This window comes from Paenibacillus sp. SAFN-054, assembly GCF_051966755.1.
In the GTDB taxonomy this organism is placed as follows: Bacteria; Bacillota; Bacilli; order Paenibacillales; family Paenibacillaceae; genus Paenibacillus_AQ.
In genome coordinates, this window is record NZ_JBQCKS010000002.1 from 599,137 (window position 1) to 616,631 (window position 17,495).

Below are 17,495 nucleotides of genomic sequence, written 5' to 3' on the forward strand. Positions count from 1 at the left end.
TTCAATAATGGATCTATCCTTAAGTCTGACTGAGGGTTGAATGTGTAGCCTGAATCAGTTATTCAAATTACTTGGCGATTTTATGTTGTCTTGGCAAAAATCATTGTATCTCTTAACTTAGTTTCATCTGTTGATAGAGAGTCATTCTTTAATATTCCTTCTAATGTATACCCTAATCTTTCTGGAATTGCTTTGCTTTTAAAATTTAGAGAATCGCATCGAATTTCTATTCTTCTTGCTTTTAATTCTCTAATCGCAAAGTCAGTTATTCCTTGTACTGCTTCAGTCATTAAACCTTGTCCACTAAATCGAGTATGAATCCAATATCCAATTTCAAACTTTGGAATCGTCCAATTGGGGTTATGCAATCCTGAAGATCCTACAAATACGTTAGTTGCCTTATTAAAGATCAATAGCCTTAGGTCTTCTCTTTTGAGAAACTTCAGATGTGCTTCTCTTATGTTTTCTTCAATACCTTGCTCAGTCTGTTCATACCGAGCAAAGGGCAGCCACTCTCTCAATTCATTAATGGATTCTTGGATGCTTTCGAATACAACTTTTCCATCTCCAGGTTCAGGCATTCTAATGAGTAATCTGTCTGTTGTAAAGCGATGTGGAAAGTCCAACATGATCGGATTCATATAATCACTCCAATGGTTTAAAGTATTCTTTGGCTTTCGCTGATTTCCTATAAGTTCGGGTTTCTTCATTCAATTCAATTGGATCCCTCTTGACTAATATAAACTCTTGAATCATTCAATTCTCCTTTTCGCCTTCTTCAAATAACTTTCATCATAGTGTACTTACAAATTAAATCTTTCTTTAATCTGTTTTGCAGTTTCTTCAGCACTTAAATCCGTGTTATTTATCCTCAAATAATTCTGCATTTGTATTTCTCCTTCATGGGAGTTTAGTCTGTGTTTATCTGCGGTGTTTAATAAGTCTTTTTCGGACTGCTCAACATTTCTTTTGGTAGGTTTTTGATCGAGTCTAAAAGAAGTTGAATTGCGTTCTATTCTTGTAGTAATGTCTGCTTCCAATTCAACAAAATAGATCTCTGCCCCTCTGGATTCGAAAATATCACAGGTTTGTTTCACAAAATCCCAATCCCCTTGGAGATCAAATCCCCAGACATAGGTAAAAATCAGACCATATTGATCTGTACGAGAAAAGGATTCAAAAAACTCTTTTCGTAGAAGATCCGCCAGTCTCCAGGTTTCATTACCAAAACCGAAAAAAGGATGAAACAAATCAATTGACATGTGATTATGAAACAGCTTTAGATCCGTAATTTTAGTTAATTCATGACCAACCGTCATTTTACCAACCGCTTGGGGGCCGTATATCAATATGAACTTAATAATAATCGCTCCTCTCAATCACTTAACCGCGAATACGCGGGTCCGGCGGACTTAGCCAATACAGGATTGGCTGGCGCTGCCTCTCATTTTCCCGAAATCCCTCTGCTTAAATGATCTCCTGAACTACCTATAAAGAATGATTCAAGTCCTTATTAAATACTATTTCTTCTTCCTGTTTATAGCCTGCTTTCTCATATGTTTTTATTGCCTTTATATTGTTGAGTCCTGTAAGAATCTTTATATTCTTCACTCCGGCGTTTTTAAATATTTCTTCTAATCGTTCAATCATCATTACAGCCAAGCCGTTCTTCCGGGCAAAATCTTGTATGTACATCTCTGTAATTTCAGCCTGATCCTCCGGATAGCAGAACGATTTATAAATCTGTCCACATGCATATCTAACGACTTGATCTTCTAATACAGCAACTACAATTATTTCACTAGTATTTAATAGATCCGTTTCTACTTCTCCTATACTTCGTTGAACCCCGTTAAATAGATAATTTAATTGTACTAAAGACGGTATATCTTCCAGTACGGCTTTACGAACGAGCAATTTAGGCCCTAACAAAAAAGCGCCTCCCTCAAAAGGTATTGAGCATTTTATTAATCTAACGTTAATTCCGGTAACGTTCTTATATTCAGATATGATGCGCCACACTTCTCTCGAATCTATAATCAAGATTATTTCTCCCCAATGTAACAAAAATAATCTTCATCTTCTATACAGACATTCCTAAACTTATATTTTTTAGATAGTTCAATCAGCTTGTCATCACTGGGGATGGGATCGATTTTACCAACATGACCTATTGTTTCATGATGTTCTTTTAATTCATGTCTTGTTCGTGCATGTACAATTACAAACTTTCCGTTAGTCTTCAGATTGTTGTATGCGTTCAGAAATACCATGTCATAATTTTCAAAATGGGGAATGCTATCAAAGATCATCACAAAATCGAACCCATAATTCATACTAAATTCATCTTCGAAATCAGCACAAAATGATTCTGCATCTGGATATTTTGCCTTTAGCTCCCTAAGCATATTATTCGAAATATCAACTGCTACATATCTATGGAGATGTATATTGAAAGATTGGAGCCTTGAATAAATTATTCCAGTCCCCGCTGCTACATCGAGTAATGAATGTTCATCTGTAATATGAAGTCTCTTAACCAATCGGTCAACATACTTAATAGATTTTTCAGGAATCTGTTCATCCCAATCCGATGCCAACAAGTCAAAGTTCTTGATCTCTTCTTCTTTTCTTTTGTTATTCATGGCTTCCCCTCTTTTTAAAGGATTTATTGTGGTGTTCCTTATAACGTGCACGAACCCGAGAACTTAGCCCGCAGAGGCGGCCGCGACGCAGTTAAATTGTATTCACTATGGTTGCCATACTTCCATTATGTTACCATCCGGATCGCTAAACCATAAATTAGGTCCACCAGGTTTGACTTCTGAAATATCGGTTAAGATGTTCACCCCGTTTTCTTTTAATTGATCAGCAATTTCATAAATTCGAGGTGTTATGAAACAAAATGAAGGGTGTCGAACACCATTATCCAGGGTAAACCCAAGCGTTCCCGCTGATTTATCTACTTGCATTAACAGTAAAGCCGGAACAATTTGTCTTATTCCGGGGTCTGGCAAATCTCCATTTGTATCAGGAAATCTCATGATTGCTCTAGTCATACCAGGCTCTACAGCGTTATGGTTTGTTGGTTCGCAGCCAAGATTCTTTCTATACCATTGAACAGATGTGAATACATCTTTAACCGGAACATAAATACAAGTGATTCCTGTAATGTCCTCCAAACTCTCATTCAACATTTTCTCTTCAGATTTCTTCATGAATTCAATTCTCCTTTATTTATACTGAAATAAATTTGCTCATAAAGATCTTGCGGGAATTTCTTATAACGGTTCCGCATCTACGAAATGACCCGGCCTTAGATAGCTCTTATCATAGGCCGGGTCCTGTGTAGTCTGAGTTGTTTAGTGATGTTACTGCCTTCCCTGTATTTACATCCCATATACGCTTTAGATCTATATTGTTTTCTATGTATTCTAGTTACTAATAGTATTTTAACAAAATACCAAAAATTTTCTAGTAGAATAGATCAAAGGTTCACTTTCCTTAATGTTCATGTTCGGCATGTTCATTCTGGCATTGCTCACCTACATGAAAAAGAAATAGACCGCCCTCGCTAAGGTAACGGTCTATTTCCGACCCATCTTACGTGGCCGCCTGCTCTTTATGCAGTTATTGTGCTCAGGAGTCGTGTTTCAGCACGGCTCCTTATTTTTTCTTACCTCAGTATGACTCAATTTATAACGCTTTTATAGGATTTATAATTATTTTTTGTTTTATACAAGGTCTGTAGTGCTGACTGCAGTAACCGTCCGCTGAATCCCCCAGCCAATCACTTCATGCAGACCAAGGATCAGCACAGCCGAGTCGAAGCGTGAATATATTGTTAGCTGATTCCATGCCGTTCACTGAGTTCCCAACTCAACGCATCTGTTATTTCACTTCGAATATTTCTATACCACGTGCTCTTATTTTCATTTCATTAGTATCATAGATCTGTTTGATATTTACGCTATTATACAATAATAGTTGAATTTCAAATACATCCCGATCTAATAAAACTATTTCCTCGTATAAGCACTCATTGTCAATGAGACTTTCTCGGTATTCAAAAGATTCTACTTGAGTGAAAACAAATTGAAACACTTTATTCTCTACCGTATGAAGAACCATTTCTATAATATTCTCTTTAGATTTTAAACTTTTTATTGTTGCATCGTGTATTCTTATATCCCTACCCATTTTCTTCAAGTCTTCAGGAAGATCATTATAAATGGAGTCGTAGTACTGTTTATATTGATCACAAACACTTTTCCATTTCACATTCCATTGAGTTCTCCAGGAAGTTACCTTTTCTCTCATAGCTGCATCTGGTACATTGCAGTCCATAATACTTCTATCATCGATATATTTAAGTAGATTCTCAGGCAGGTACTTTATCATGTATGGTGAAATTAATTCGAATCTCTTTAATGATTCTTCATAATAATCCCTTCCCTCTTTAATGTACCACTCTATTTCCTGTTCCTGTTCTTCCTTCGTGTCGCTGAACACAAGACTTCCATATACTTGCATTTCCTCATAAAGTTCTTTTGTAAAATAGTTCATCGATTCACTCCATTTATCATATCAATGCGTGGTTTCAGATAACGTCTCTCGCATTCACGAACCCTGATCTGAGAGTGCAGCCCAGTTCTTGATCTGTTCTGTTATATACAATCCTTCTCGGAAAATTAAACAATTCAACTGCATTCCATATGCGCATCCGCCATCAATTCCTATCTTGTCTTACTAAACCAAATATCGGATGTCCCATGGATATCAATAGTTCTTGTATGTCCGAAAATAACTCTTTTGTTTAGATCTTCAAAAGGGTGTCGAATGAATTCATCCTTAATAAACATAAAATCATGTTCTGGCTGGTTCTTCCAATCTTTAAAATGGGGATTCAAGCCCGCATGAACATAAATGTGATCATGATCTTCGTGATATAAAGGTAATTGACTTAAGAAGTCGATGTGGTGACCAAAAAGAGTCTTAATTGTATCCTTCGCCTGGTTCAATATCTCATTAGAGATTTCATTATTCACGATATTAATATCACAATAACTTTGGAGGGTTTGTATTCCCCCATGTTCAATAAATTTAGATCTGATCCATGCGCTATCATTATTTATTAGATCAACGAATCGTTGGTCATGATTGCCTCGTAATGCAATGGCATGATGCAGACTTACTAATTCGATTACTTTATCAACGACTTCTTTACTATCAGGCCCTCTATCTACATAATCACCAAGCAAAATCAATTGATCATCTATCGAATTATATTCGATTAGATCCAACATCTGATTTAATGGATCGATGCATCCATGAATATCGCTAATCATAATTGTTCGCTTCATAGAACCTCCTAACATACATGTTTTTAAGATACATAATCTCTATACTTCTACATAGTCTCTTTTCATTTTATTTTTCCACAATGACTAATGATATGGAAACATTAGTTTCGCCAACTCCCATTGGTTTCTGACTTATTACTTTCCAACCATCCGATAATAAATTATTCAGCTCTTCTAAATTATTTTTCTTCTCTGTAAAGAACCAAACTATTATTGCTTTTTGCATTAAGTTTCTTCCTTTCTACTCAAAATAATTATTTTTAATATATATAGGTTTCGGAAATTTTATGATCTCCATCTTATAATATAGAGACATGAATGCATGGATATTACTTATTTGAGTCATAATCTTGGGGGATAAACAGCTTCAAGTTATTCATTAACTATAATCTTCGATCATTATTAGCTTTTCATCTTTCATCCGGAAAACAGATTTTCCTTTAAGTTTTATTGTGTCCCCAGCTTTCATTCCGTTAGGCAGGTCCGTTGCCAATGTTGCTTCATAATCAACCTCAATTTCTGCCTGATCATCATGGATTGTAATCTGCTTAATCGTTTGATGCCTTTGCGAAAAGACCTTCACCGATTGTTCAGCTAATGCACGAAATTTATCAAGTCCCTTTGTTTCAGTATCCACTACACCATTGGAAATGTTTCGAAATTCAATATTCTCATGCAAAAGTTTAGTCATTCCGTCAACATCCAAAGAATTATATGCATTTATGTAATTTCTGATCAGAGTTTGAATTTCAATTTCTTTCATCAAGTGTTTCCCTCTCCTTTTAAATTGAATTGTATTTAATGTATTGTCCTGATTTTAGCTACCGCTACCGTCTCGTTTTCACGAACCCGAGAACCTTAAGACTCCGGAGGATCTAGCCGCGATGCGGTTAGTCGGAGCGGATGTGTCCGGCTGAATTCACTTCTCAGCTGCTGAATCTAACCCACCGAATCTATACCTAACCCCTCAGCATCAACGCGCGGATATGTTGTTATATGCTGTTTGGTCCTCCTTCCAATGTGCTTGTAAATTGTCTTATGAGTTCCTCTGTTCTTGTTACTTTCACACCAATATTCTTCATTTCTTGAATGCCCTTATCATAAACGCCTGAGATTGCATCCTCAACCATAACCACCTTAAAGTCTCTCTCACTTGCTTGATACATACTTGTTCTTGGACAGTTCGGAAAATTGCATCCGATAAATATCAGAGTATCAATATGCTTCTCTCTTAAAAACATTTCTAAATTTGTTTGATAAAATGCGCCCCATCTTGGTTTATACATGACCCATTCATTATTTGAGATTAATTGCATTTTTCCTTGAAGGAGACCTTCGTCGTCTAACTGAATTGGATTCTTCGGGCCTATCATGTCAACTAAGTTTGCTCCCGTTGATCCTGGTGTTACCATTCGAACGCCTGTTTCAATTAAATCTCGCCGGCAGATATCAGCATTCGATCCGTCTTCTTTATATAATCGAATTACATGCAGAATCGGAATGTATCGACTTCTGCATGCATCTAATATTAGCTTCATGGTTGGTAATACATTAAATGTACCTGCAACTTCAGCAACAGATCCTGGCAGACTAAAATCATTCTGTGTATCAATGGTAATCACCGCACAATTATTATAGTTCGGGTATGTGTATTTACTCATCATGGACCCAATCCTCCCAAGATCTAATTTGCCCCATCTGCATACAACGTTGTTGTATTCACGAACCTCACTTGGCTTAAGGGTCGCATGCCCCGGGTCCGACGGACTTAACCAGTGCAGTTTGTACCGTCGGTTGTCTCCACTTCTCCGAAATCCCTCTGCCGGACCGAGGGGCGAATATAATGATGCGTTAGTATGTTGTTATATGCAGTTACAGCCACCATAAATAACCCGCACGTATTCGAATAACAAAGAAATCCCCGTTCCCACCCTCACCAATCCAATAAATCAGCATTTGGTAGTTACATTAACTTGTAAAGATTACTTCCATGCTAAAGCGCATTCTTGTAACATTACTGGGCTAATTTGTCATTAATACTAGACATGGCCCTGCGTCTAATCATGGAGGTCCAACTTACCCGTTGGCGGGTTATGCTCGCTTTTATTGGTTTGGTTACCTTCGTTGTTATTCGTCAATCAGTTCCGTAGTCCAGTTCATTTCTTGAATTTTAAAATCAAATTCTCTATATGTTTTTGATAATTGATCAACCTGATTTTGAATGGATACAACATCAATCGTTCTATAAAATTTAACTTCTGATCTACTAAATCTATCCTGTTTTATTGTTGCGTTCTCTAGTATCTCATTCAGAATATTGCGTTGCTGCATCAATTTATCCCGTTCTGCTAATGCATCGGATATCGATAGCTGATCATTAAAGAGAGTTAAGGCATTTGTTTTGTTAATCTTCCTGATCCAACCAGTCAATTCATTAATCGTTTGTTCTAATTCTGCAATTAATACATTTGGATCCTCAGCAGGTTGTTCGCCCTCTTGAACTTTAACAACTCTCTCTAATCGTTGCTTAATTTGAGCAATCTTTTTTTGACAATCAGCACGAAGCACCAGAGCCTCTGCAAGTTTCATCCTTTATTCCTCCCTCGAATTTCATTATATATTACCCATACAGGGTACTTCAGCTAACGTTCTAGCATTCACGAAAAACCCAGCCTTAGATAGCTCTTAACTTAAGCTGGGTCGTTAGTTGTCTGAGGTCCTCCAAGGATATTCATCTGAAAAACCAAAGTGCGATAGCTCTGAAGCGTGAATATGAAGTTATGTGAATACTTTGTATGGAGGAGGGTGAATCAATCCTAATGTTTTTGGTACCTCTTTCTAGAAAATTCAGTTTAGAGGCTTGGGTAAATTGTACTCATCGTAAAAGAAATACCAGGAACTAAGTATTTTTTAGATTCTTGGCAAGCCTGAATAGCAATTTCTTGCGCCTTCATAAACGTCTCCTTTGAAAAAGCTTTATTAAATGTTCGCGATAATTTCACCTAGGGATGTGGACTATTATTTTATTGATTCTGTGCCAGTTTGGCTATCCAATTCTTCATTGATGGTTTTATCGGCTATGACTTTTCCCTCGTCTGATATTGTGCTAATAATAAATTTCTTATCTTGATCTTTATCGATAAATACATACCATATTCTATAATCTTGATTACCATTAATGATGGTTGCCTTTATTTCGTTATTATTCACAAGATCCTTGACAACAATATTACTTACATTTGAATTCTTCAGAACGCCGAATAGCATAGGGAAAGGAGAAGATCCAAACTCAGTGTCATCTGTACCAGGGAAATATTGATAGGATAAATAGGTATCTATTTTGTTAGTATCTACTCCATTCGGATAACTTGGTATAGTATGTCCTCCACCATAACCCCATTTCCAGCCTCTACGTGTCTTTCTTACAAATTCCGCATTGATGCTTTGATTTTGCTTATAAAATACGATAATCCCATTCTCAACATCTACTTCAGCTAAGGATACTTTCATTCCGGTATTCGTTCTAGCTTGTTCTATAGCTTCCATTGGTGTTGGCTTTGAATCATCATTCCAATATCTATATAACAGAATTAAAAATACGAATGTGATACCAATTAACACCAAATATTTTATACTTACTTTCATTTAGTTCTCCTTAAAATTATTTTAGGAATTTCATCTACCGTTCTGGTATTCCTGACGTTCAAGCGGCTTGAATGCTATGTTATAGAATGTCAGCGCGAATTAATCTCTTCAATGATTTCTTTAGTACCATCTTATTTTACTACCATTACTTGCCCCCATTGTTTTGCTATTATATATTCTTCATTCCATGCGACTTGAACTAATTTGGCTGGAACAATTGGACTTCCCCATGAATGTGAAGATAATTGTGGAGAAATTGTTACTTGATGACCCGAAGTACGCACAACGGAAAAATTGCCCGGTAATTGTATATCATAGTCTCCTAATCCAGCACATCCTTGCAAAGTGATAAGAAGCAAAAATAGCAAATATGCTTTTGCTTTCATATATTGCACCCTCATTATTATGAATTTTCTATCACTTTTCATTGTTGTTAGCCGCGGGGATTTCTGGAAGCAGCCATTGTATTTAAGGCGTTCTCAAAATAGCTATATACTTCATCCGCAATTCCCAGAAACTCTTCAACAAGTACATGACTATCCAAGTAACAAGCATACAGATAATCAACTAAAGCGGGGTCAATCTCGCAATAATTTAATATGGCATTCTTCATCATAATAATGTCATCTTGCCATACACCTGTATCTTCCAAAACCAAAGAGTATAATGCACGAATTAATCTCTTAGAGTAACCTTTAATATATCTAGTTTTCAGTGTGCTATCACTAACATTAGAAAGTGAACTATGTACACGATCTACTTCCTTCTTGGTCTCTCTATTTAAGTCTATAATGAACTCTGGAGAAATCACTATCGGTGGTACTTTTTCACCAACGTCATCACCATATATGCAAACACATATTATTTTAATCCAAAAACCCCAATCATTGGGATTATTTAATACATCGTCCATCGAGCAAATTATCGTATCAATCTTAGTTACTAGTGGATATTCTTCCAACATCCTGTCTTTAATATTTGACAATCTTTCGTAATCAATATCTTGGGGATTTGCACATACAATTGTAAAGTCTGCATCTGACTTAAAAGGTTTAGCAGTTCCCTTTGGAATCGAGCCACACATATATATGCTATGAATCTTACCTTTAAATTCGATAAGTATATTATCGATATACTTATCAACAAAATCCTTATATTCATTTTGTATTACAATTCTATTTATAACTTTTTCTAATATCATATAGAGTCCTCCTAAACTAAGAACTTACGTCCCTTAATTAAACTCGTACCGTTTATTACTAACCCAAACCTTATATATCATAGTTCCATCTTTATATTCATTATCACAATGAACATCATGTCTATATTCATTTATAGACCCATTCATGCGCTTCTCGAGTGGTATCAAACTGTTTTTCTTCATCAAACCAAGTAATTGACTCTTCATCATCCTTTAAGAGACATCCATCAATCACTTCCTTCTTCATATGCCGTTTCCACATCTATGAAGCGACCCGGCCTTAGATAACTCTTATCTTAGGCCGGGTCGCGTGTTGTCTGAATTTACAACTATGAGATTACTTCTGACAACCAAGGAGCGTATGCCTTGTAGCATAGATGCATTGTTAAGTGATGTTACTCCCTTCACTGTCTGTAATGCTGTCTGCGGTAATTTTATCTTAAATCTTCATAATAGGAGTCTTGTTCAGAATACTCCATAAGATCTTCATAAAATTTCAAAAAAACTTGTTCGTAATATGGTTCACTAACTTTAACCTTTTCAATGAGTTCAGTGTTTTTTTCGGAATTACAAAAGAGACAATATGGATTGTGATCTAATGTCTCAACAAAGTCTGCTGTATAAATATACTCTTTTTCACATTCTTTACATTTTACAAGTTGAATAAAATATTCTTCTGAACTATTCTCTATTCTATTTGGAAATATATCTAACGTTATCATTTCGTTTAATAAACTAATAGCTTTCTTTAATATCTCCATATTAGGAAGAACAAGATCAATTATACTTGCGATATCATTAATGTTTTTACTCGATATAACTTGACTTTTAAAAAGATCACTTACATCGAAGTTGAAATCCTTTGTTAAGCTATCACTATGGATTATCGAATTTCTAATTGATTTAGCTTGTTGTAATGCTTTCTCAGCATCATACAGCTCAAATATTTGCTTAATATGAATTGTCATTTCATATTTTTTACTAATAGCATCTTTTAAATTTTTGGGGGTTAGTACTTTTAATTCCTTATTTAATTTCTTTTCAATATCTTTTCTCTCTTCTTCTGGTAAAGGAAGTTTTAATATTTGAATATACCCTTCCTCATTTATACTAGGGAAGCTAATGGTAGAATTTCCTTCAATAATTTTTTGTTTTATATCCCAACTGGAAATGAGTTCTGTATGTAGATATTCATTTAATGCAATAAATATATAGTCCCAACAAGCTATTAATCTAAAATAGAAATTCTCTAAGTGATAACATATCTTTTTTTCAGTCTTTCTGTTAAGAGGCAATGAATTACAAATACTTGCCGTAAGTGCCAAATCAATATTGTAATATTTCTTTATATCATGCAAAAATGTACATCCGTACATTAAATTAATGCTTTTATATTTTGTATCAACAGTATTTGTTATAATAAAGTTATATTTCTTCAAATTTCTCCTGATTTTTATTTTATCCATCCAATTGAAAGTAACATAGCTGAGGCTATTTTTTTCATATTCCATTCTGCTCCCTGCTTTCCACTATACATAAACAAAAAAGTACTAAAAGCGTCCTTATATTTTCTCGCAATGTCTTCTAGAGTTAGTTATTGTATTCCCCCCTTGTATTCCTTCCTTTTAAAGGAGTTTCAGTTAACGTTGGTGTATTCACGAAATGATCCAGACTTAGATAATTTACCTTAGGCAAGGTCATTTGTTGTCTAAGCTTCCTCCATGATTATACATCTGACAACCAAAGGGCAAGTGAATACTTTGTTATATGAAGTTCAGGACTTCTACGAGTAACCTACATAATAGATATTCAAAAATAGATATTCAAATAAACAAAACCAAGATTTCTCTTGGTTAAGTAAAATATTGTTTGGCATCACTATATGTCATATTTGAGTATTTAATAATTTCCGAATCACTTGGATCGAAAATAATACCATATTGTCTATATATATTAATTAACGTACGTTCCCTGGAGTTTTGGTCTTCAGACCAGATTTTATCTAGCTTGTGAAGAAAGTTGTCACTGAGATATTCAGACAATACTTCTTTATAAAACCTCTCATTATCTAGTTTTTGTAATAATTCACGATCTATGTTCTCGACAAGCTTAATTGCAGCTCTAATGAAGGACGTTATCTCTTTAAATTTTGGAACTTCGTTTTTATCAAAATTCTCCAAAGTAAGAGATATATCTAATCCTTGATAGTTGTCAATAAAGTACTGTTTATTTTGAATCAGGTTATTTTTCAGTTCATCGTTAATTGGAGTTCTCGCCAAGAAATGTACTAGTCTATTTCTCCAAGTGATTACTAAATCTATGAGGAACACTTCAGGGCAAGTCAGCTTTAAATTATTAATGAAAACATATAGTTTCTTATAAACGCTTTTATCCGCACTAGATAGTTGTGAAATAAAATCTTCATCTTGCAATAAATTCGGTTTCCTGTTGCATAATGAAAAATAGGTATCTATGCCATCCACGATCCAGGCCATAGTTGCTTTAATAGCGAAATGCCTACTTCTATTAACAGTGGAGTCTAAATCTTTGGGCTTCCAGGTTGTATGAAACTCATCACTTTTAGTAACTAACTTGTTTTTGACTCCATCGAGTCCAATTAATATCGTTATTAAATAATGATTATTTTGTCCTATCAAATCTTTAAATTTCAAGAATGCTTTACTTCTTATTTGCTTCAAAATAGGTCTCTCCATAAAAAAGAAATTATGCATCCGACACGAATTGAACGTGTATCTCCCACTTTGAGGGTACTAGAAAGTACTATAAAGGTGGGTGTCTTACCTGTTTGACCACAGATGCATGGGAACTATTAACAGAATAATGCAATATTTTTGTTATGTCTAGAGATTTAATGTCTTTCCCGAATTTCGTCTAACGTATGGTATTCCTGACGTTCAGGCAGCTTAAGCCCAAAGGGCGGCCGCGATGGGGTTAGGTGGTACAGATGTGTCCGTATGGATTGAAAGAGGAAATGGAGCCCTAAAAATTTTTAATCAAATTTTCCCAATATGATTTACATTTTAGCTTTTGATCGTAAAAGGGTTGAAGAAGCTATGAGTGATGTTATTCACATCCGCACCGACTAACCGCATCGCGGTCGCCCCAGCCTTAGATAGCTCTTATCTTAGGCTTGGTCATTTGTTGTCTGAGCTTCCCCATGATTATATATCTGACAACCAAGGGGCGATTGCCCGCAGCATAGATGCATTGTTAAGTGATGTTACTGCCTTCTCTGTGTATACATACTCATATTCGGTTTTGTTTCCTATGTATTCTAGATAATTATAGTATTTTAGTGGTATTTCATCATGTCTTATATGCTATAATTTTCTAGTACAATATACGGCTATAAGGGCGGTCGGCTAATCTCCCAGAAGGGAGGTGATGCCCATGGAGGTCAAAGATGCGCTTTCCTTAATGTTCATGTTCGGCATGTTCATTCTGGCATTGCTTACCTACATGAAAAAGAAATAGACCGCCCTGCCTAAGGAAACGGTCTATTCTGCGACCTGACTAGTGTGGCCGACTGCTCTTTATGCAGTTATTGTACTTTGGAGTCGTGTTAGCGCACGGCTCCTTACTTATTCTTACCTCAGTATATCTCATTTTATAACGCTTTTATAGATTTTTTTGTTGTTTTTATTTATATAAGGTTTGTAATGTTGTCTGCAGTAATTTCATTTAACGTTTCTGTATTCACGAACCCCGAAGGGGGTGTTTGCTGAAATTCCTCCCCGAAATCCACCCAGCAGACCAAGGCTCCAAAGGAGCCGCTGCTTGAATATTATGTTATGGGAAGTACCATTACTCCAAGGAATAGTCACTCAATATAAATTGGTTTATCCTACTTGGATGTCTCCCTATACGCCCTTCATTATCAATAAATCCTTTGATTTCTACATTCGTTTTCTTTAACAGGTTTCTTATGTATGCTTTTCTTTTGGTGTATTTTGATTTTTCAATTCCCCTTCCAATAATAATCAAGTCAGTATCTGATATAGAACCTTCAATATATTGATCATTTAATTCACCTACGGCCTCTGAATTATTTGATAAAGCAGATGGATCTGTTGAAATGAATGCATATAAGTTCACTATCCTAAGTGTCCCAAAATCATTATCTATGAGGAAATTCATCAATTTACAAACACTCACATCCGTTTTTAATTCATCTGCAAAGCTAGGGTTAATCATAATCACCGTCGCCTTCTTCTTCTCACCATTCCAGACTCTCTCAAGCAAATATCTGTACCTTTTATCTTTTGAAAAAATTACTTTTGATTGTATATTGGCTTCTTGAATTATTGTCATATAATTTTGTTCCTTTCTGTAAAATATCTTTAGTGGTATTTTCCATAACGTTATTGTGTTCACGATGTCCTACCACCTTAAGCCCGAAGGGCGGCCGAGATGCGGTTAGTCGGTGCGGATGTGTCCGCCTGAACCTGCTTCTTCAGCCAATCTCCTCGGGCGGACCGAGGAGCCACTAAGCTCAGATGCGTGGATATGATGTTATAAGATGTCCCCACCTTCTAAGAATAACTTACAAGTCGTTAAGACTTACTTATATTATTTCTATTTTTTTGGCTAATACCCATCCGTTAAAACCGTAAGAAGAACCAATTACACAATATTTATATTCGTTATTAATCAACAACTCTCTAAGTTCATCTAAACTTTCATAACTCACTGGCCAACAATATGGTTTTCTCTCTTCTAATATTTCTTTATTTCTCTTTAAAAAGGATTCTATCTCGTACATTTCAATATCAAATAGTACACTTCCATATAATTGGTTCTCGAATAAATGAGCCATGACATCATAGAACTTAATTTTCACTTCAGTTTCCTGCTCTGTCTCAGTATTAATCACAATATAACTATCTCTTAAATGAACTTCGTAAGAGATTACTACATTGTCATGAACCGATGTCATAAAGATCTTCTCCTTAATGCTCTTCTCGTGCGGGGATTTCTTATAACGTTGTTGCGTTCACGAATCCGAGAACCTTAAGGCGACGTAGTCGCCGGCTGCGCTTACGCAGTTAGGTTCGCAGGATTGTCCGCTGAATCTACTTTTTCGAAAATGCCCCTTGCGGACCGAGGGACAGCTAAAGCTGTTCAAATGCTTGAATGCTGTGTTATCAGAAGTCAATGACTTCTTCAAGTTACTAGATTATTCCATTGATTCCATTACGGATAGAGCATCTTCTTTTTGAATATTCCTTCCACTAATCTCGTATTGTAATGCCTTTCCATTGATGTCTTCTTCGATCCAGATCAATTGTTGGTTTTCTGCATTTGAAATATAAAATGCCTCAGTATCTCTTACATTTAGTTGCTCAATACTAGAGTCTCCGCCATCCGGCATTTGAATTCGACTTTTTGTTGTTCCGAAAATTTGGAACTTGTATGTTTCTTGGTTATTTTCATAAGTAATGCTGACACCAACAAGTTTATTATTAGGTTTAAGTTCTCTTACAACTATATTTTTTCCAGTTCTTTCGCTTTCCTCAACCATTTCATCGATTTCTTGCGATGTTAAATTTTCAAATCCATAATAAATTGAATACCACACATTACAGAATGAGTAGGAAACTGTGGTTGCCAAGGGGTTAATTTTTCTTTTAAGCTTTCTAAGCTTCCATCCCAACTTATTGCAGCATAATTTGTTTGTTGTGAAAATTTGTTATCTGCGGCATCAGCTATGTAGATAGCCTTCCCTTCGCCAGGTCTTAAATCAATAATTTCACTGATTATATCTTGCCGGGATTGAAAGTCAATCTTTCCTATAACATTCCCTTTTTTACTTTTGATTTCCATTACTTTCACTCCATTTCTCTTGAATTGCTTCCTTGACTAATGTTTTTCATTGATTTCTGATAACGTCTTACGCATTCACGAATCCGAGAGGCTTAAGCTGCCGTGGCGATCATACGAAGTGATCGCCTTGCCGGGTCGAAGACTTAGCCTCGCAGGTGTTGTCCGCTGAATCTGCTTCCCCGAAATGCCCCCAGCGGACCGAGGGAGCGGAAGCGACCGATGCATGAATGCGGTGTTATCAGGTGTTGGGGCCCCCTCGAGTTCACTAAACAACTATACTTCTTCGGGTTCTATAGGCTCTATCACTTCGAATAAGAATGACCTGTCATTTGTGTATTCTGTAATATATGCCAGAGCATATTTTTGTTCCTCGATTAAACTAGAAATTTCTCTAGTATCAGAGGAGTGATGACAATAGTTTTCAATCATAATCATGATGAAAAAACATTCTAGCTCGCGAATGTAATCCTTTCCTAGTTTGACTACGCTCTCATATCCTTGAATAAGCAACCATCGATGCTTAGGATAAAGCTCTAATAAGGCAGCTGCCATATCATACAAATAGTATCCAAACCCGCATCTTCCAAAATCAATTGGATATGGGAGTCCGTTGTTAAACACAACATTTCCGGAATGCAAATCCGCATGAATTAGACCATAATTTCGATCATCTCGTTGCATGCTGTCCAATTGATGCATGATCTTATCTATGGCTTTTTGATATAGCATCCATGATCCGACCGATAGAAACCGTGGATAATAACGTTCTAATTTGGTTACCTCTTTCCTGAAACTGGAGATCCCCCAGTGAGGTCGAACAAACTTATGTGGTACATCTAAACTTGCTGAAGTTTCATGTAGTTTTCCTATCATTACACCCATGCTAAATACATGACTATCTGTGAACTCTCCACTCCAACGTTCTCCCTCGACCCATTTCATCATTGTGACACAAGGTTTCCGATACCCTACCTCTGTTTCACATTCCAAAACATATGAGCCATTGCGACTTACAACCCCTTCAGGTACTATCAAGTCACCTATTTTCTTTAATTCATTAAGAAAAACAAGTTCCGAAATGATTTCTTCTTTGTTTACTCTTTCCGAATGAATGCGAAGTAAATAATTACCTGTTTTGTTGGTCTCTATTTTATATGTAATGGTATCCGACAATTGAATAAAACGAATACAACTCCATTCAATTTCATACTGTTGAATTGCCCATAGAGCAACATTTCTTGCTCGTGAGAGTAAATTTTCTCTTGTTTCGTCTGTATCAAAGTGGAAAAAGGGCTTCAAGACTTCACCTTCCCTGTTTTTAATATTGTTGCCCCAATTTCTGATAACGTTCCTGCATCCACGACGTCCCACCGACTTAAGGCTGCGTCAGCAGCCGGCCGCGATGCGGTTAGTCGGTGCGGATGTGTCCGCTGAATCTGCTT

At 36.0% G+C, this 17,495-nt stretch carries 23 protein-coding genes and 1 tRNA gene; 2 read left to right on the forward strand and 22 right to left on the reverse strand.

Annotated features, from left to right (window positions below):
* Positions 1-80 precede the first annotated feature (80 nt).
* From ACTHPM_RS14140 to ACTHPM_RS14160, 5 genes are all read right to left on the reverse strand, one after another.
* A complete protein-coding gene (locus ACTHPM_RS14140; RefSeq protein WP_440396242.1) occupies positions 81-641 on the reverse strand; it encodes a GNAT family N-acetyltransferase in 561 nt (186 codons plus the stop codon).
* Between the two features lie 162 nt (positions 642-803).
* Positions 804-1,361, reverse strand: coding sequence for an AAA family ATPase (locus ACTHPM_RS14145; protein WP_440396241.1), 558 nt, complete (start codon positions 1,359-1,361; stop codon positions 804-806).
* Between the two features lie 127 nt (positions 1,362-1,488).
* Complete coding sequence (locus tag ACTHPM_RS14150) at positions 1,489-2,043, reverse strand: GNAT family N-acetyltransferase (protein WP_440395719.1); 555 nt, start codon at positions 2,041-2,043, stop codon at positions 1,489-1,491.
* A 2-nt stretch (positions 2,044-2,045) separates the two neighbouring features.
* Positions 2,046-2,645, reverse strand: coding sequence for a class I SAM-dependent methyltransferase (locus tag ACTHPM_RS14155; protein WP_440395718.1), 600 nt, complete (start codon positions 2,643-2,645; stop codon positions 2,046-2,048).
* 105 nt (positions 2,646-2,750) lie between these two features.
* Positions 2,751-3,218 (reverse strand): VOC family protein, encoded by a 468-nt coding sequence (locus ACTHPM_RS14160; protein ID WP_440395717.1) that lies wholly within the window; start codon positions 3,216-3,218, stop codon positions 2,751-2,753.
* A 268-nt stretch (positions 3,219-3,486) separates the two neighbouring features.
* Between ACTHPM_RS14160 and ACTHPM_RS14165 the strand changes: the two genes are divergently transcribed.
* Positions 3,487-3,564: a putative holin-like toxin gene (locus tag ACTHPM_RS14165; RefSeq protein WP_440396240.1), complete on the forward strand. Its 78-nt coding sequence runs from the start codon at positions 3,487-3,489 to the stop codon at positions 3,562-3,564.
* Between the two features lie 327 nt (positions 3,565-3,891).
* On the opposite strand, the gene ACTHPM_RS14170 is transcribed toward ACTHPM_RS14165, so the two are convergent.
* The 12 genes from ACTHPM_RS14170 to ACTHPM_RS14225 all read right to left on the reverse strand — a co-directional run bounded on the left by ACTHPM_RS14170 (position 3,892) and on the right by ACTHPM_RS14225 (position 13,029).
* Entirely contained in the window at positions 3,892-4,566 is a 675-nt protein-coding gene (locus ACTHPM_RS14170) for a DUF4085 family protein (RefSeq protein WP_440395716.1), read from the reverse strand.
* A 170-nt stretch (positions 4,567-4,736) separates the two neighbouring features.
* Positions 4,737-5,363: a metallophosphoesterase family protein gene (locus ACTHPM_RS14175; protein WP_440395715.1), complete on the reverse strand. Its 627-nt coding sequence runs from the start codon at positions 5,361-5,363 to the stop codon at positions 4,737-4,739.
* 67 nt (positions 5,364-5,430) lie between these two features.
* A complete protein-coding gene (locus ACTHPM_RS14180) occupies positions 5,431-5,589 on the reverse strand; it encodes a hypothetical protein (protein WP_440395714.1) in 159 nt (52 codons plus the stop codon).
* A 153-nt stretch (positions 5,590-5,742) separates the two neighbouring features.
* Entirely contained in the window at positions 5,743-6,126 is a 384-nt protein-coding gene (locus tag ACTHPM_RS14185; RefSeq protein ID WP_440395713.1) for a nuclear transport factor 2 family protein, read from the reverse strand.
* Between the two features lie 229 nt (positions 6,127-6,355).
* On the reverse strand, positions 6,356-7,027 hold the full coding sequence (locus ACTHPM_RS14190) for a cysteine hydrolase family protein (protein WP_440395712.1): 672 nt from the start codon (positions 7,025-7,027) through the stop codon (positions 6,356-6,358).
* Positions 7,028-7,490: 463 nt separating this feature from the next.
* Positions 7,491-7,952 carry a DIP1984 family protein gene (locus tag ACTHPM_RS14195; protein WP_440395711.1) on the reverse strand — a complete coding sequence of 154 codons (462 nt, stop codon included), beginning with the start codon at positions 7,950-7,952 and terminating at the stop codon, positions 7,491-7,493.
* Positions 7,953-8,381: 429 nt separating this feature from the next.
* Complete coding sequence (locus ACTHPM_RS14200) at positions 8,382-9,008, reverse strand: hypothetical protein (RefSeq protein WP_440395710.1); 627 nt, start codon at positions 9,006-9,008, stop codon at positions 8,382-8,384.
* 131 nt (positions 9,009-9,139) lie between these two features.
* Positions 9,140-9,394, reverse strand: coding sequence for a DUF3997 domain-containing protein (locus tag ACTHPM_RS14205; RefSeq protein ID WP_440395709.1), 255 nt, complete (start codon positions 9,392-9,394; stop codon positions 9,140-9,142).
* A 47-nt stretch (positions 9,395-9,441) separates the two neighbouring features.
* Positions 9,442-10,209 carry a nucleotidyltransferase domain-containing protein gene (locus ACTHPM_RS14210; protein WP_440395708.1) on the reverse strand — a complete coding sequence of 256 codons (768 nt, stop codon included), beginning with the start codon at positions 10,207-10,209 and terminating at the stop codon, positions 9,442-9,444.
* A gap of 434 nt (positions 10,210-10,643) precedes the next feature.
* On the reverse strand, positions 10,644-11,720 hold the full coding sequence (locus ACTHPM_RS14215) for a hypothetical protein (RefSeq protein WP_440395707.1): 1,077 nt from the start codon (positions 11,718-11,720) through the stop codon (positions 10,644-10,646).
* A gap of 342 nt (positions 11,721-12,062) precedes the next feature.
* Complete coding sequence (locus ACTHPM_RS14220; protein WP_440421579.1) at positions 12,063-12,881, reverse strand: hypothetical protein; 819 nt, start codon at positions 12,879-12,881, stop codon at positions 12,063-12,065.
* Between the two features lie 55 nt (positions 12,882-12,936).
* Positions 12,937-13,029 (reverse strand) — tRNA-OTHER (locus ACTHPM_RS14225).
* A 591-nt stretch (positions 13,030-13,620) separates the two neighbouring features.
* Here ACTHPM_RS14225 and ACTHPM_RS14230 point away from each other — a divergent pair.
* Positions 13,621-13,704 carry a putative holin-like toxin gene (locus ACTHPM_RS14230; protein WP_220687457.1) on the forward strand — a complete coding sequence of 28 codons (84 nt, stop codon included), beginning with the start codon at positions 13,621-13,623 and terminating at the stop codon, positions 13,702-13,704.
* Positions 13,705-14,034: 330 nt separating this feature from the next.
* On the opposite strand, the gene ACTHPM_RS14235 is transcribed toward ACTHPM_RS14230, so the two are convergent.
* From ACTHPM_RS14235 to ACTHPM_RS14255, 5 genes are all read right to left on the reverse strand, one after another.
* Complete coding sequence (locus ACTHPM_RS14235; protein ID WP_440395705.1) at positions 14,035-14,604, reverse strand: DUF1643 domain-containing protein; 570 nt, start codon at positions 14,602-14,604, stop codon at positions 14,035-14,037.
* Positions 14,605-14,794: 190 nt separating this feature from the next.
* Positions 14,795-15,166: a hypothetical protein gene (locus tag ACTHPM_RS14240; RefSeq protein WP_440395704.1), complete on the reverse strand. Its 372-nt coding sequence runs from the start codon at positions 15,164-15,166 to the stop codon at positions 14,795-14,797.
* Positions 15,167-15,406: 240 nt separating this feature from the next.
* The gene (locus ACTHPM_RS14245; protein ID WP_440421581.1) at positions 15,407-15,751 is read right to left on the reverse strand and encodes a hypothetical protein; all 345 of its coding nucleotides are present in this window, start codon (positions 15,749-15,751) and stop codon (positions 15,407-15,409) included.
* Positions 15,752-15,771: 20 nt separating this feature from the next.
* Entirely contained in the window at positions 15,772-16,053 is a 282-nt protein-coding gene (locus ACTHPM_RS14250) for a hypothetical protein (RefSeq protein WP_440395702.1), read from the reverse strand.
* A 273-nt stretch (positions 16,054-16,326) separates the two neighbouring features.
* The gene (locus ACTHPM_RS14255; RefSeq protein WP_440395701.1) at positions 16,327-17,352 is read right to left on the reverse strand and encodes a phosphotransferase enzyme family protein; all 1,026 of its coding nucleotides are present in this window, start codon (positions 17,350-17,352) and stop codon (positions 16,327-16,329) included.
* Positions 17,353-17,495: the final 143 nt, after the last annotated feature.